Below are 15,776 nucleotides of genomic sequence, written 5' to 3' on the forward strand. Positions count from 1 at the left end.
AGTGGCAGGGGCGGCAGGACTCGAACCCGCAACCATCGGTTTTGGAGACCGCTGTTCTACCAATTGGAACTACGCCCCTGCAATGTCGACGCATTATAAAGCGCTTTTTTGAAAGGTAAAGTGAAAAAATCACTTTTTTGATTCAACTGCTTCTAAAACAAGCAAAATGGCGAATATTTATCATATTCGCCCTTTTCTTAAGCGGATGCTAACTCATTTTAGAGCCATTATTCCCACTCGAAGATCAACAAGAAGAAAATATATCGACATAGCAGCTAGTTAGAAAGCTAGCTATTCTCGATACCATCACCTATACCATGCGCAGAATTTTTTGATTTTTTGCTGATCGTCGGCGTTTTAGTTCAGCTTTGGCCTAGGCCGAAGATTCTTGTATATCACGACGAAGCTCTTGTATCTCTTCGGTAGTAAACATTCTCGGACCCGAGGTAATTCTATCCATCTTGTGCCTCCAACTGGTCACCATACATTTTAAGTGGTTTGTCAAAACGTGAGTTACCAGCAGAGAACTTAGAGGATATTTTCTTATTGTTTTTCATACACACCTTGAAAACCATCAATACTGCTCAAAGATCACACAACGAGGAATAACCTCGTTAAATAAAAGGATCAAATCATGGGTTTGAAACCAGGACCAAAACCAATTGCCAAATCAACAGGCAAGCCAGATCAACGTCGACGTGACAACAAAAAAACTCCTGGAAACACTCCAGGCCTAAAGCCGAGTAAATCCTCGAGCAAGTAACTCTACCTCAATATCGGGTCAGTGTAAGCGGTACTGACTCTTGTTGCTAAAACCCAAAATACGCTTTTGCCCCAAAATGAGTTAGAGTTAAGGTCTCAATCGAGCGAAAAGCAGATCTTCTCCTTATCTATTTTCGGCTGTCCATTTACAAGTTTCTCGTATAGTCAGGAAAACGAGCGATTGGGTTCTTTTCGTCCTCAAGTAACTTTAGCTGCAAAGGCAGAAAGCTATTTGTAGCAATAAGTTATCCATTATGATAAAAATTTCTTAGGTAGAAACTCGAGACGGTTCACGGCAGAAAAACGACCCAATCGCTCGTAGATTAAGATTGTTATGTTCAAAGTCGAGGTTTATAGTGCAGTTTGTAAAAAGATATGAAAAAGATACTGGTTTAGATTTAGGTGGGGCTATCACTTTATTTATCGTGTTTCTTGTATCGTTATTATTACTCGCCTACGTAACTAGCTTTTATGACTTAAAAGAAACGATATTTGGTGCAAGCATAACTAAACATGTTAGTGACATAATGACAGAACATGAAGCTGGTAAGAGTATTTTTTTATTATCATTTGTAGTGCTAGTTTTAGGGTTAATTAAATCAACACAAATAAAAGAAGGGGTAAATCAGTTTTTTGAAAATCGTATCGTGATCCCAACTACGAATTTCTTGATAGGATTGATTTCTGTCATGTTGGCTGTTTCAACCTCTGTATCTGTTAGTTTAGTTGCTACTTATGGGGTTACTGACCAAGTTATAATGATTTTATTCTATGCTTATTTGAAAAATATTTTATTAAGCTTATTTCTTTTGTATCCATTAATTATTTTAAACTTCAATTCCTCAGGAATAATGCCTAATTCTAAAAAATACATTTTAGCTTTAGTCTCTGTTGTTATGTATATAGTTACCCTTTCTTTCTATCACGAAATAGACATATTTTAATAAATTGAACATAACACATATGAACCTTATCCGGTCAAGTAAGCATAACGATTCTTTTTAGCTGCTTTTAAGCAGCTAATTTGTATTGGCAACGCTTAAACCTGTTCAACTTCGTTATGTCGGTTAGCCGTTAAATCGTTTACGGCAAACACATATTGAGGATCTCTTATTGCGACTCATAAAGAAAAATAAGAAGAAAAATAAGTGACATATATGGACGCTTTGCTAGCGCGCGTAAAAAATATAATTGCTTATTAAGGCAGATTTAGGTGTAATGAAGACATAATAAGCGCTGAGCGATGCAGGGAAAGCTTACATAACACTAGCTAAGCTGATTACACTAGCTAGGAAAATGAGAGCCTCCAAAAAGCAAATTCCCTTAGCATAAATAACACCAACTCTGACAACATCGAGCGGGTAGCGGCTCAGTCCAACAAGCGATTATGCAACACAAACTGCGTGTCGCATAAATACTAAATTGTTAGGGAATATGGAAGTTAGACCTGTGGTAAAAATCATCCTTGGTATTTGGTGCGCGTGTTTAATTGTTGGTGGTGCTACACACGTTTTCGATAATGTTTATTTTGGTTTACTACCATACAAATTTGCGCCGTTATGGCTAAATATCTACTGGTCCGCGTTAGGCGTTTTGGATTTACTAGCTGTTTTTTTACTACTCAAGTATCGGTTGCAAGGGATTTTGCTTACGCTAGCAATTATGTTTAGCAATGTCGTGGTTAATTCTATCGCCTATTACTCGCTAGGCGTTATTTTGGATGCTTGGTCATTGCAGCTTCAGACATTGTTTTTCGGTTTTTGTTTAGGCTCAGCATTTTTGCTGTGGCGTACGGGTATTCTTAAGCATGCGTAGTAACATATTCCCTAATCGGGTAGCCGAGGGTATCTAGCCCTCAGCCCCCACAACACCCTGCATGCGGGTCCGCAAAGGGCGTTTCATCTAACAGATTACCCGTTTGGGTAATGCATTTTTATCCATCCGTCTTTGAGTGAATATAGTCCCTCGTTTTTCAGATAATTTAAGCTTAAAGCCTGTTGAAAAGGAAAACAAGAAAAAGGAAAACAAGTGACACCCACTTCTATTAATATCCAAGCTGAGGAAGTACAGTTAAAAAGTTTGAAAACACTTCAATCACTGGGTACAAAAACGTTTTTCGGTAGGCCAATTCTTATCGCCTAGGCATATCTCTACACCAAAACCGAATTATCGCGCACGACAACGCGCTGTAAATACAGCAGTAAGAAATTCTAGCGTTGAGAGTGTGAGTTTTGCTAAGCCAACAAACGCTCGCAGTTTGTTAGGTTTGTCCGTCGTCGTTTTTGCAGTGTTTCACAGTAAACGGTTATTGTTCGCTCTCGACCAACAGCACCATAGAATACCCGTGAAAATTGCGTCGTGAGTTTTATCCAGTTCTCAGGCTCTATATTGAGTCGAGTGAGTATGGGTTGTGACTCAAAGATATAGCTTCGCTTGTCGGCTCGAATACTCTGGCCTGTGAGTTCAACCAACTCAATATAGGATTTGAGTTCAAAAGGTAGGCCTTTTGGCATATGTTTTCGTGGGCTGCCAGCAAAGCGTAGTAGGCTTTTTGGTTGTTTTCCCAGCTTTGCATGGTCGATGCGCTTTTTGATGCTGGTGTAGTCTGAAGTTTCAGGCGTTGCTGTGATTTTGGCTCTAATGGGGTTTAAGTCTACGTAAGCGAGACAAGCAGCCAGTGCTGCTTCATCCAGTAATGCTTGGGATTTAAATCGTCCTTCCCAAAAACGGCCCGTACAATTATCTTCTTTATTTGCTCGACGGGCGATATCTTCGTTGAGTACTCGCATAAACCAGCTAATATCTGCGAGCCTTTCTCTGTACTTATCAACCAGCTCATCGAGTATCAATTACTCCGACTCATTGAGTGGCTCACCTTCAGTAAATTTACGGCTTATCCAATTACCTTTAAACAACTTGTGCCACCGCATCACAATCGCTTCATCCGACAGACGCTTAGCCTTTTTATCATCAACATATAAAACAATATGAGTGTGATTACTCATCACGGCGTAAGTACAGACATCAATACAAAACACAGACCCCAACATCAAGAGCTTTTCTTCAACCCAATCACGGCGGTGTTCATATGATTTACCAGTAAATTTATCTTCACCGCACAGAAACGCGCGCCTTACGCAGCGGGAGATACAGTGATAATATTTGGTGTCGGTTAAACTGATTTGTTTTTTACGGGCAGTAGCCATAGCTTGGTTTCCTCAATCCTTTGAGTTTAGATTTAAAGCTTAGGCGGTATCTTTGGAAGGTGCAAATTAGTGGTGGGTGTCAGCGATTTGTTCAAGCGATTTGTTCAGCGATTTGTTCTTAGGTAGAAACTAGAGACGGTTCACGGCAGAAAAACGACCCAATCGCTCGTAGATTAAGATTGTTAGGCGAAATCTATATTAAGGCATACCTGTGATGATAAAGGTTTTCTATTCTTGGCAAAGTGATATCAATGCAAAATACAATAGGTATTTTCAATTAGATTGCCTTAAAGCGGCAATAAAAAAAATAAACCAAGAGTTCGACCTTAAAGAATCTATACGAGAAGATCACGACACAAAAGGTGTTCCAGGATCTCCCGATATAGCTATAACTATTCTATCTAAAATAGAAAGCAGTGATATTTTTGTTGGTGATATTACTTTCGTGTCATTTTCTGAAAGTGGCAGAGCATTATCCAACCCAAATGTTCTAATAGAGTTAGGCTATGCAATGCACGCTTTAGGCGATGAAAGAGTGATTAACGTAATTAATACTTCTTTTGGTGAGGCAAATGGCAATATTCCTTTCGATTTAGCTCACAAGCGTTGGCCTATTAGCTATGAATTAAGTGATAAAAATATATCTAACAAAGCTGAAGTTAAGAAAAAACTAATTGATTCATTTGTTAGCGCATTAAAGCCCTATGCTAAACAGACTAAAGTTGTAGGTCCTAAATTTTCCAGTAATGGTGAAAAAGTAAAACACCAAGAAGCCGTGAGACAGCAGTTATCTGAATATATTCAAAAAATAAATCACGAGAAGTTAAGGCGTAGAGTTATTCTCCGCGACTTAGATCGCGTTGATAATTACCCAGAAGTATCAGATGATGATGGAATATCTCCTTGGTTTAAGGTTGAGTTAGCTCAACTTTATCATCGTGGAGTTCAAGTTTTTTTACAAGCTGGTGCGCTTTCACTCTGTGAAGATGGAAGCTTTAGATTCAGAGATACCAAAAGTGGAGAACAAGGTGACGAAAGGGTTTTTCTTGTAGGTGAAATCCCCTTTGTTAATATTGAAACTATCAATTTTGACGGAGATGAGTATGACTATTTCCCACATATTTTCTGTCACTTCTCTGAAAAGAACCAAGAACCTTATGAGCGTTTAATCTTCTGTAAAGAAATTGATATGGGGCATGGTTTTAAGCATTACTCAGAAATTGAAACATTAGCTAATGTTCAAGAAAACAGTAAAAAGTATGGGCTACAATATTTCGCCTAACTATTTGCTTAAACGGACAAAAAACAGTTAGCTTTCATCAACCATCGCTCAAGGATTCAGGTAATAAATGTTTATAAAAATAGTTAAGACGTTTTTGATCGCACTGTCTTGCATAATCACACTAGGAGTTGTTAACGCTTATATGTTCGTTCCTGACCTTCAGCGACATGGCGAGATCGTGGCCTATCGAGGAGGCGGAAGTGCAGTTAATTATGAAAAACTAAATAAAACTGGCTGTACCGCACTTTCAATAAAAGCATCAAACATCAATTCTGTTGAAAACACACTAGAAGCTGTGGCTTCTTCCGTTGCAGCCGGAGCTAACGTAATTCATCTAAATGTTCACAGAACTCGTGATGATCAACTGGTTGTTTTTCATGACTGGACGTTAGATTGTGCTACAAACGGGTCTGGGCCGATACATAAAACATCATTTGAGCAGTTGAAAAGTATTGATGCAGGATATGGATATACGTTTGATGATGGTGCGACTTTCCCATTTAGAGGAAAAGGTTTTGGGATTGCCAAGTTAGAGGCGTTTTACAAACGGTATCCAAAGCATGAGTTTTGGTTAAATCTAAAGAATAACGACATACGTTCATTCGAAACTCTATATGAGTATCTAGCTGGAAAAAAATCTAACCACATTGTAATTACTTCTTCAAAAGGTATGGAGTGGTTTCGAAACAAGGATTCGTCTATACGGTTAGCAAGCGTTGGTAGTGTAAAAAGTTGCGGAATAGGTTATCTTTTAGTTGGATGGGCGGGGTTAGTTCCTGAGTCCTGTAGGAACACCATTCTTTTTATACCTCCCTCGATGACAAAGTATTTTTGGGGCTATCCTGAACGCCTCGCATCAAGATTGCAGAGCTATGGTTCGGATGTTTACCTTTGGTCTCGACATGAATCGATTACACAATCCTACGATGACGTTGTCGCATCAGGTATTGGAGTTATAACTAGTGATCTTGATTTTATTCGTGCAACACAAGCTAACAAACGCGTCAATCAGGACGCTCGCTAACTCGCGCTACGCGAGCGTTATACGTATAGGGTGGACTCATAGTATGGGAAAGAGTGAAAGGCTAGAATTATTTAGAATCAAACTACAAGAGAGTGAAGGAGAATCTACTGTAACTCCTCCAAAAAATAGCAGGCCAGCATCACTATAAACATCAGTGCGAAGAAACCAAATACCTCCGCAAGGCTTTTTAAGAAAGTAAAAATTCATAAAAAAGGCCAGTCAGAAATACTGGCTGGCCTTTTATTAATCTAACAAAAGCTAGGTTAGGTTTTTACAACCAAGCCTATTCCCACTCGATTGTCGCTGGCGGCTTACCTGATACATCGTAAACCACGCGAGAAATACCATCGATTTCATTGATGATACGATTTGAAACGTGGCCTAATAGCTCGTATGGTAAGTGTGACCAACGTGCTGTCATAAAGTCGATAGTTTCAACACAACGTAGTGAGATCACCCAGTCGTATTTACGTGCATCGCCCATCACGCCGACAGAGCGTACTGGTAGGAATACGGCGAATGCCTGAGACACTTTGTGATATAGATCCGCTTTATGTAGCTCTTCAATGAAGATAGCGTCAGCACGGCGCAGTAAATCACAGTATTCTTTCTTGATTTCGCCAAGTACACGAACACCAAGACCTGGACCTGGGAACGGGTGACGATAAAGCATGTCATATGGTAGGCCAAGCTCTAGACCAATCTTGCGAACTTCGTCTTTAAATAGTTCACGTAGTGGCTCAACCAGTCCTAGCTCCATATCTTCAGGTAATCCACCCACGTTGTGGTGAGATTTGATCACATGCGCTTTACCGGTTTTTGATGCTGCCGATTCGATAACATCAGGGTAAATTGTACCTTGCGCTAGCCATTTCGCATTCACACGTTGACTTGCTTGCTCATCAAACACATCAATAAAGGTGTGACCGATTGCTTTACGTTTGTCTTCAGGGTCGTTTAAGCCGTTAAGTGCATTAAGGAAACGATCTTCAGCTTCTACTTTGATGATGTTCAGACCAAACTTATCACCGAACATATCCATTACTTGCTGGCCTTCATTCAAGCGCAGCAGGCCATTATCAACAAATACACAGGTTAGCTTGTCGCCAATCGCACGGTGAATAAGCATTGCAACCACTGATGAATCAACACCACCAGATAAGCCAAGGATAACTTCGTCATCCCCTACTTTCTCTTTGATACGCTCAATTGCATCTTCAATGATTTGCTCAGGCGTCCATAGTTTTTCACAACCACAGATATCAATTGCAAAGCGCTCTAGTAAACGCAAACCTTGCTGAGTGTGCGTTACTTCTGGGTGGAACTGTACACCGTAAAAACGCTTTTCTTCCCAAGACATTGCCGCATGAGGGCAAGTATCCGTTTTCGCTGAAGTTTTGAACGTGTCTGGAATTTTAGCAACTTTGTCACCGTGACTCATCCACACGTCTAGGTAACCTGCACCATCTTCGATGTGATCTTCAATCGCTTCAAATAGCTTACAGTCACCTACTTTCTCTACTTTTGCGTAGCCGAATTCTTTTTTATCTGAGCTATGTACCTGACCACCAAGCTGCATTGCCATTGTCTGCATACCGTAACAGATACCCAGTACAGGCACACCGGCTTCGAATACGTAATCTGGTGCTTTTGGGCTACCTTCAAGCGTCGTTGACTCTGGGCCACCTGATAGAATGATACCTTGAGGATTGAACTCACGGATTTGCTCTTCTGTCACATCCCAAGCCCAAAGTTCACAGTAAACACCAATTTCACGTACACGACGTGCAATTAACTGAGTGTATTGCGAACCAAAGTCTAAGATCAAAATTCGGGAATCGTGGATATCTTTGCTCATTGATAATCTCGTTAGTTAGGAACTAAACAGGATAAAGCCGCCTTGCGCCTCTATCAAAAGTAATAAGGGCTAGCAACTTGCTAGCCCAGAAACACGCCTTGAGGCTTAACCCATACGGTAGTTAGGCGCCTCTTTGGTGATCTGCACGTCATGTACGTGAGACTCACCCATACCCGCAGAAGTCACACGTACAAACTGCGGTTTAGTATTTAATTCAGTAATGGTTGCACAACCTGTTAGACCCATTGCACTGCGAATACCACCGATTTGCTGATGGATAATCGTTGCGATTGGTCCTTTGTATGCTACGCGCCCTTCGATACCTTCAGGTACTAGTTTGTCAGCAGCATCGCTCTTCTGGAAGTAACGGTCAGACGAACCTTCTTTTTGGTTCATCGCACCAAGTGAACCCATACCACGGTAAGACTTGTAGTAACGGCCTTGATATAGTTCAACTTCACCAGGAGACTCTTCTGTACCCGCTAGCATTGAACCTACCATTACGCATGAAGCACCAGCAACTAGCGCTTTTACGATATCGCCAGAGAAACGGATACCACCGTCAGCAATCACTGGAATATCACGACCTTTTAGGCCTTCCACTGCGTCTGAAATCGCAGTAATTTGAGGTACACCACAACCCGTAACGATACGAGTAGTACAGATAGAGCCTGGGCCGATACCCACTTTGACGGCGTCTGCACCAGCATCAGCCAATGCAATTGCACCTTCGGCTGTTGCTACGTTACCCGCAACGATTTGTAGTTCTGGATACACTTCACGTGTCGCTTTAACACGGTCAATAACACCTTGAGAATGGCCGTGAGAAGTATCGATTAGTAGTACATCAACACCCGCTTCAACCAAAGCAGCAATACGCTCATCAGTACCAGCACCAACACCAACAGCAGCACCAACACGAAGACGGCCTTGCTCATCTTTACATGCGTTTGGTTTATCTTGCGCTTTTTGGTAATCCTTAACAGTGATCATGCCTTTTAGTGCAAATGCATCATCAACCACTAAGATTTTTTCGATACGATGCTCGTGCATTAGGCCAAGGATCTCTTCACGAGATGCGCCTTCTTTTACTGTCACTAAATCATCTTTCTTGGTCATGACCGTTGAAACTGCTTTTTCTAGCTTAGTTTCGAAACGCATATCACGGCTAGTCACGATCCCTTCAAGTTGGTTGTTTGCACCAACAACCGGGAAACCTGAGAACCCTTTGTCCTGTGCAAGTTCCATTGCTTCTGCAATCGTAAGATCAGAAGTAACCGTCACAGGGAAAGAGATAATACCCGCTTCATACGTCTTAACTTTACGTACGTTGCGAGCTTGCTCTTCGATAGTCATGTTTTTGTGGATAAAACCAATACCACCTTCTTGTGCCAGAGCGATCGCTAAGCGCGCTTCTGTCACTGTATCCATTGAAGCGGAAACAAGCGGTAAGTTTAATTCAATCCCACGAGTCAAACGCGTTTTCAGGTTTGCTGTGTGAGGAAGAACAGTTGAATGAGCTGGTACTAAAAGTACGTCGTCAAAGGTAAGGGCTTCTTTTGCAATTCTTAGCATGTTCGCGGCTTCTCTCAAGTGAACTGAGTATAAGGAATTGCGTGCGAATTTTATCAGCGTTCCTTATGGGAGTAAATAAAATTTAGCAAAAAATGTGATAAAGTGACTGTGAATTTTTTATGGAGGCCAACATGGGATACCCCAATAATAATAAAACCTATTCTGTATCAAGACTTAACAGAGAAATACGCTCGCTCTTAGAACAAGGTTTTGCCTCTGTACAACTCACCGGAGAAATTTCAAACTTTGTTGCTCCGGCCTCAGGGCATTGGTATTTTTCTCTAAAAGATGACAAAGCACAGATAAAAGCGGCCATGTGGCGAGGTAATAATCGTTACTGTAACCATCGGCCTGCCAATGGTCAGCAGGTGATGGTACAAGCTAGAGTGTCAGTGTATGAACCGCGAGGCGACTATCAATTGATAGTCGAGCAAATGGCCCCTGCCGGTGAAGGTTTGCTCAAGCAACAGTTTGACGCCCTTAAAATGCAGCTAGCCGCAGAAGGCCTGTTTTCGGCTAGTCACAAAAAGCCTTTGCCAAGTGTCATCAATCGCGTGGGGGTCGTCACCTCAGCGACAGGCGCTGCCATCAAGGATATTTTGACTGTACTCAAACGCCGTGCCCCACAGTTACAAGTCGTTATTTATCCAGCCCTAGTGCAAGGCGATGAAGCCAAACAGCAGATTTGCAAACAAATCGCTCAGGCGAATGCTAGACGCGAGGTAGACGTATTGATTGTTGGCAGAGGTGGTGGATCATTAGAAGACTTATGGAGCTTTAACGAGGAATCAGTCGCAAGGGCTATTTTTGCCAGTTCAATTCCGGTGATAAGCGCAGTAGGCCATGAAATAGATACTACCATTTCCGACTATGTTGCAGATGTCAGAGCGCCAACCCCATCGGCGGCCGCAGAATTAGTGAGCCCAGACTCAGAAGCGCTAAAATTGCGTACTTCACAGTTACTACAATATCTCCATCAGGCTTTTAAACGTCGCCTTGAAGGTGCATCACAGCGTTTAGTAAACTTTGAAGCCCGACTGCAGTTACAACACCCTAAGAATCAACTTATGCAGCAAACACAGAGAGTTGATGAGTTAGAACAGCGATTAATTCGGGCTCAAGCCCATCATTTACGTCAAAAGCAATCGCAATTCCATCTGCTGCAGCATAGATTTGATCGATTACATCCAGAACAAAAGATCGCTCAGTTCAAGCTATTGGTCGCACAACTCGGTAATAAGTTGCAGTATGCGATGGAGCAAAAGCTTAACACGCAAAGACACCAACTCGCGGTATCAAGCGCAAAACTAGACAGCGTCAGTCCACTGGCGGTATTAGCTCGGGGCTATAGTATCGCAAAGCAAGAAGATAAAGTGATTAAGTCAGTAGCGGATGTCGACCCAGAAAAGCCGATAATTACGCAACTTGCCGATGGTGAGGTGGTGTCTATGGTAAAATCAACCCAATAAGTGGATATAAAAATGGGGAAGTGATTTCCCCATTTTTAATCTAATAACCTTACAACATCGCTGAAGTGATAGACTCATTTTCAAGCTTATCATCATCTTCGAGGAAGTTTTGGTTCATACTCTCTGCAGGGCATGGACAAGACGGCTTACCGACAACCTTAGCAGGGATCCCCACTACCGTAGTGTGCGGTGCAACAGGGCTGAGTACAACGGAACCTGCCCCAATTCGAGCGCCCTCTCCTACTTCAATGTTGCCAAGTACTTTGGCACCAGCACCAATCAATACACCGGCGCGGATTTTCGGGTGACGATCACCCTGCTCGTTACCCGTACCACCAAGTGTAACTGATTGCAGAATAGAAACATTATCTTCAATAACCGCGGTTTCACCAATGACTATACCAGTCGCATGGTCAAACATAATACCATGACCGACTTTACAAGCAGGATGGATGTCAACACCGAATACTTCAGAGGTTCTGCTCTGTATAAAGCGAGCCAGCTCTTTTCTGTCTTGACGCCATAAGCAGTATGCCAATCGATGTGCTTGGATTGCATGAAAACCTTTTAGATTTAAAATTACGTTGAGATAACTATCGGCAGCCGGGTCGCGATCTTTAACGGCTTTTATGTCATGTGCAACATGAGTCAGCATGGTATCGCAGTGCACAAAGGCCTGATCAAACAGTTCGCGAATTGTAAATGCTGACACCACGGCATCCGCCAACTTATTTGCAACGATAAAGCTTAATGCAGAACCAAGACACTCGTGATTTAAAATACTCGAGTAAACGTGACTAGCAAGCAATGGTTCGCGAGCAACCAACTCATTGGCTTCTTCGCGTAACTTATTCCAAATCTCATGTCTCATGTGACGAACTTCCGATAATACTGATACTTCTCATAGTGTAACGCTTAGAGTCATTGAGTGTCATGTATTATAAAAAATCGAGCTTCAAACACTTGGTTATATCTAATAACCAACCAACATATTTTAGTCCGGTGTTAAATCCCCTCTGCTGGACCAAAGATTCTTACAATTTAGCACTGTCGAACTGAGTAGATCTTCGTATAATAACGCCCCATTGAATACTACCAACGCGGGATCGCTAATATGTCGATAAAGATCAAGACAACAGATACCAACAAACCAAATGGCACAGGGCTTGCGCGGATAATCAAAGCAACGCATTGCTCGGCGAAAGGAATGAAAGCGGCTTATAAAGAAGAATCGGCATTTAGACAAGAAACGTGGTTACTGGTGGCAAGTCTTCCTTTATCAATCATATTGGCGCAAAGTATTGCTCAGTGGGCCTTATTGGTCGGTAGTGTACTGTTGATATTGGTCATAGAACTTATCAACTCAGCAATCGAAGCGCTGACAGATCGAGTGAGTACCGAACACCATTTACTATCTGGTCGTGCAAAAGATATGGCGTCAGCGGCCGTTACGCTGACATTATTAATTAGCTCATTAATTTGGATAGCTGCCGCAGTGGAGTGGTTCAACACCATAACCTAAAACTACGCGTGGTTTTGACACAAAAAATGGCGGCTAAATTTTTAGCCGCCATTTTTTATTAAGCTGAATAATAGCTATTCAAACACTTTTTCTACATCTAACGTTTTAATATTCTTACTTGGAATATTGAGCGGGTATGTAGCAATTTCAGCATCTTCTGCCAGTAATACATCAGGCTTTTTCGTGTTATAAGTCATAGGAGATGGCTGCTCAGCACTTAAACGCTGCGCCATATCTTTTGCATCACCAGTGATAAACACATAGTGAATATCTTCGGTCTGCAAATTCTCTTTGATAACACGATTGATGTCTTCAACAGACAGCGAGGCTAGCTGCTTTGTCACATAGGCAACAAATTCCTCGGTGTTGTAGAACTGGCTATCAAGTGCATAACCTAGCTGTCTATCTTGGCTCGCCACCATTTGCGGCACAAAGTTGATTAAGAAGTTACGTGTTGCTTCAAAGTCTGCTTTGCTCATCCCTTCTTTGATCAGCTTATCAAGTTCAAACAACGCGGTACGCGTTGCAAAATGGGCATCGTTATTAGAACGAAGTGGGCGTAACCACACCTGGAAAATTTGCTCACTACGACCTAAGTTTGCATCTGGCTTAGTTTGGAACATACCTCGTGGGAAGTATTCGATATAAGCGTAGTCACCATAGTTCATACCACGTACCTGACGGATACGCTGGTACAAGTGGCTGTTTGAACTACGGTGCTCACCAAAGTATGAACGCACTAACCAAAGCGCGGCCCAGTCTTTGCTGCTACGAACCGTGTCGATTGGGAAACCAAAAGACACCGCTGTTGATTTTGCATTCTTTTCTACGATGGTTGCGTGATGGCCAAATAGCTTAGGGGCATCTGGTACTTGTAAACGCGCTTCTTCACCTTTAGGTAAAGCCGCAAGGTCGTTAAACATCGCTTCTTTTAGCTGTTTATCGAGTGCACCAGTAATACCCACGTTAAGTTTAGCTTGAGTAAATTGCTGAGCGTAAAAAGCCTTAACGTCATCTAAAGTGATTGCTTCTAAGTCTGATAAATCACCAAAGTTATAGCTTTCGTATGGGTGGCCTTTGTACAGCTCGTGATAAAGTACTTCTTTACCTAGCTCTTCATCATTTGACGCTTTCAAACCAGCCTTAATGCCGTCGATTAGCTCTTTTTTCAGACGTTTAAAATCATCTTCTCTGAACCCTGGGTTCAAAAGCTGCTGACTCACAATGCCATACCATTGATCAGCATTGTCTTTATGAATACGACCACGTAAAGAAATCATTTCTTTATCGATTTGATAACCAAAGCTACCAGCAATCGGGTACAGCGCCTTTTGAATTTCTTTGTATGATTGCGACTCACTTCCACCATTGGCAATCATAGCCGCAGTAAGCGCAGCAAGACCTTTTTTATCTGCAGGATCGGCAGCAGCACCTGTGTAAAAAAGAAAGTTCACATCCACCAGCGGTGAGTTATTGGTCTTGTCTAGTACATTGAAATGGCGCGTTACCGGCTTGTCCATTTTTGCCACTAACTTATCTAAGTTAACTTCCTTATCAAAACCAGGCACAGATTCAAGGGCAGACATAGTTACCGTGGTTCTGCTGCTATCAACAAAGTATTTATTGGCAATATCACGAATGTCTTTTGCCGTTACTTTGTCGGCACTTGCATACAAAGCGTTGATCACTTCAGGGTCACGCTCAAAGTGCATGTAGCTTGCAAGTGTCGAAGCAATAGACTGTGATGAGTCAAGGCCGTTAATAAAACTGTACTTTAGATTTGATTTAAGTGCAGCAAGTTTATTTTCATCTACCAGCTCTGTGCGTGCTTTTGCGTAAGTGTTATTGATTGCATCACGCACTGTCGCCAAATCTTTTTCATCTTCAACTTTAACGAAAACATGCAGAAGACCTGGGTCTTTGGTTTCAGGGTTGTAGGTAAACATTTGGCTTGCAAGCTGTTTGTCTACCACCAGCTCTTGATACAGCGCTGAGTTTTCAGAGAAATAAAGCTGTGATATCAGATCAAGTGCCGCTCGGTCTTTTTTCTTCGGCTCCCATGCAGTGCCTTTATATGAAACAAGCAACCAGTGACCAGGTAAGCCATCGTACTTTTCATGGACGTAACGTGCTTTCTCTTGTTTAGGCTCAACTGGAATATCAGCTTGATAGTCACCTTTTTTCCAGTTACCCCAGTGCTTCTTCACCATAGCCATGGTTTCTTTTGGATCTACGTCACCCACAATGACAAGCGATACGTATTCTGGCTTGTAAAAACGTTCAAAGAAGGTTTTACCATAGGCCATTTGATCAGGCATTGCTTCGATGTCTTCAAAAAAGCCCATCGTTGTGTGTTTATAGGTATGCTTATCAAATGCCTCTTTTCTTACCGCAGAAAGCAGTTTTCGAACTGGACTGGCATTATTTTTAAGGTATTCACCTTTCACAGTTAGTGCTTCAGTACGAAACTGCTCTTCACTGTAAGTTAGGTTTTGAAAGATATCCGCTTCGATTTCTAATACTTTATCTAAATGCTGCTTCGAGAAATTTAGGTGGTAGTTAGTGTAGTCATTGGTAGTGTAGGCGCGATTATCAACACCTGAATTTTTCAAAATGTCCGAATAAACGTCTTGTGGATACTTTTCTGAGCCTTTGAACATCATATGCTCAAAGAAGTGAGCAAAGCCGGTTTTACCCGCTTCTACTTCATTACGCGAACCAACAGAAACCGGAATTTGTAGCGATACCACATCAGGATAGTTAGTTTTAACTACCATGACGCGAAGGCCATTTTCTAGCTCTTCCAAAACATAATCTTGGGCGAATACTTTATTGGATTGGGCAGCTTGAGTACTTTCAGCTGACTGTTGAGCTTGGTCTGAATTCGTCGCTGCGCAGCCACTAAGCGCTAAGCTTACGGCAAAGCTGGTTGCTAGTAATTTGAATTTCATGAATTTGGTCCTAATCATATTTTTTATTCTAAGTAAGTCGTGTTCACTTACGTTAGCAAACCTCCTGATTATGCCCCAAAGTCATACTAATTCGCTAATTTCCAAGGTGATTTACCATCCTAATGTG

The 15,776-nt window shown here is 41.9% G+C and carries 10 protein-coding genes, 1 tRNA gene and 1 pseudogene; 6 read left to right on the forward strand and 6 right to left on the reverse strand.

Features of this window, described 5'->3' with window-relative positions; genetic code table 11:
• Positions 1 to 2: 2 nt before the first annotated feature.
• A tRNA-Trp gene (locus tag JJQ94_RS20290) sits at positions 3 to 79 on the reverse strand.
• Between the two features lie 1,039 nt (positions 80 to 1,118).
• Here JJQ94_RS20290 and JJQ94_RS20295 point away from each other — a divergent pair.
• Both JJQ94_RS20295 and JJQ94_RS20300 read left to right on the forward strand, forming a co-directional pair.
• The gene (locus JJQ94_RS20295; RefSeq protein ID WP_099030474.1) at positions 1,119 to 1,706 is read left to right on the forward strand and encodes a hypothetical protein; all 588 of its coding nucleotides are present in this window, start codon (positions 1,119 to 1,121) and stop codon (positions 1,704 to 1,706) included.
• A 490-nt stretch (positions 1,707 to 2,196) separates the two neighbouring features.
• Positions 2,197 to 2,577 (forward strand): hypothetical protein, encoded by a 381-nt coding sequence (locus JJQ94_RS20300; RefSeq protein ID WP_201435436.1) that lies wholly within the window; start codon positions 2,197 to 2,199, stop codon positions 2,575 to 2,577.
• 419 nt (positions 2,578 to 2,996) lie between these two features.
• Here the strand turns inward: JJQ94_RS20300 and JJQ94_RS20305 are convergent.
• A pseudogene (locus JJQ94_RS20305) lies at positions 2,997 to 3,968 on the reverse strand (transposase).
• Positions 3,969 to 4,179: 211 nt separating this feature from the next.
• Here JJQ94_RS20305 and JJQ94_RS20310 point away from each other — a divergent pair.
• A complete protein-coding gene (locus tag JJQ94_RS20310) occupies positions 4,180 to 5,250 on the forward strand; it encodes a hypothetical protein (RefSeq protein ID WP_442960330.1) in 1,071 nt (356 codons plus the stop codon).
• A 67-nt stretch (positions 5,251 to 5,317) separates the two neighbouring features.
• A complete protein-coding gene (locus JJQ94_RS20315; RefSeq protein ID WP_099030473.1) occupies positions 5,318 to 6,274 on the forward strand; it encodes a glycerophosphodiester phosphodiesterase family protein in 957 nt (318 codons plus the stop codon).
• Between the two features lie 283 nt (positions 6,275 to 6,557).
• On the opposite strand, the gene guaA is transcribed toward JJQ94_RS20315, so the two are convergent.
• Positions 6,558 to 8,132, reverse strand: coding sequence for a glutamine-hydrolyzing GMP synthase (guaA, locus tag JJQ94_RS20320; protein WP_099030472.1), 1,575 nt, complete (start codon positions 8,130 to 8,132; stop codon positions 6,558 to 6,560).
• Positions 8,133 to 8,237: 105 nt separating this feature from the next.
• Positions 8,238 to 9,707, reverse strand: coding sequence for an IMP dehydrogenase (gene guaB / locus JJQ94_RS20325; RefSeq protein ID WP_010374639.1), 1,470 nt, complete (start codon positions 9,705 to 9,707; stop codon positions 8,238 to 8,240).
• Positions 9,708 to 9,838: 131 nt separating this feature from the next.
• Between guaB and xseA the strand changes: the two genes are divergently transcribed.
• Positions 9,839 to 11,176: an exodeoxyribonuclease VII large subunit gene (gene xseA, locus JJQ94_RS20330; RefSeq protein WP_099030471.1), complete on the forward strand. Its 1,338-nt coding sequence runs from the start codon at positions 9,839 to 9,841 to the stop codon at positions 11,174 to 11,176.
• 49 nt (positions 11,177 to 11,225) lie between these two features.
• Here xseA and cysE read toward each other — a convergent pair whose 3' ends face one another.
• Positions 11,226 to 12,047, reverse strand: coding sequence for a serine O-acetyltransferase (gene cysE, locus JJQ94_RS20335; protein ID WP_045987778.1), 822 nt, complete (start codon positions 12,045 to 12,047; stop codon positions 11,226 to 11,228).
• Positions 12,048 to 12,290: 243 nt separating this feature from the next.
• Here cysE and JJQ94_RS20340 point away from each other — a divergent pair, with 243 nt between their 5' ends.
• Complete coding sequence (locus JJQ94_RS20340) at positions 12,291 to 12,698, forward strand: diacylglycerol kinase (RefSeq protein ID WP_010374636.1); 408 nt, start codon at positions 12,291 to 12,293, stop codon at positions 12,696 to 12,698.
• Between the two features lie 74 nt (positions 12,699 to 12,772).
• On the opposite strand, the gene JJQ94_RS20345 is transcribed toward JJQ94_RS20340, so the two are convergent.
• Positions 12,773 to 15,649 carry a M16 family metallopeptidase gene (locus tag JJQ94_RS20345; protein ID WP_099030470.1) on the reverse strand — a complete coding sequence of 959 codons (2,877 nt, stop codon included), beginning with the start codon at positions 15,647 to 15,649 and terminating at the stop codon, positions 12,773 to 12,775.
• Between the last annotated feature and the right edge of the window lie 127 nt (positions 15,650 to 15,776).

This window comes from Pseudoalteromonas sp. GCY (assembly GCF_016695175.1).
Taxonomy (GTDB): domain Bacteria; phylum Pseudomonadota; class Gammaproteobacteria; order Enterobacterales; family Alteromonadaceae; genus Pseudoalteromonas.

Bases quoted from the DNA above. Each gene is read 5' to 3' on its own strand.
- guaA (WP_099030472.1), bottom strand. From the start codon at position 8,132: ATGAGCAAAGATATCCACGATTCCCGAATTTTGATCTTAGACTTTGGT.
- JJQ94_RS20345 (WP_099030470.1), bottom strand. From the start codon at position 15,649: ATGAAATTCAAATTACTAGCAACCAGCTTTGCCGTAAGCTTAGCGCTT.
- JJQ94_RS20315 (WP_099030473.1), top strand. From the start codon at position 5,318: ATGTTTATAAAAATAGTTAAGACGTTTTTGATCGCACTGTCTTGCATA.
- cysE (WP_045987778.1), bottom strand. From the start codon at position 12,047: ATGAGACATGAGATTTGGAATAAGTTACGCGAAGAAGCCAATGAGTTG.
- JJQ94_RS20300 (WP_201435436.1), top strand. From the start codon at position 2,197: ATGGAAGTTAGACCTGTGGTAAAAATCATCCTTGGTATTTGGTGCGCG.
- guaB (WP_010374639.1), bottom strand. From the start codon at position 9,707: ATGCTAAGAATTGCAAAAGAAGCCCTTACCTTTGACGACGTACTTTTA.
- xseA (WP_099030471.1), top strand. From the start codon at position 9,839: ATGGGATACCCCAATAATAATAAAACCTATTCTGTATCAAGACTTAAC.
- JJQ94_RS20340 (WP_010374636.1), top strand. From the start codon at position 12,291: ATGTCGATAAAGATCAAGACAACAGATACCAACAAACCAAATGGCACA.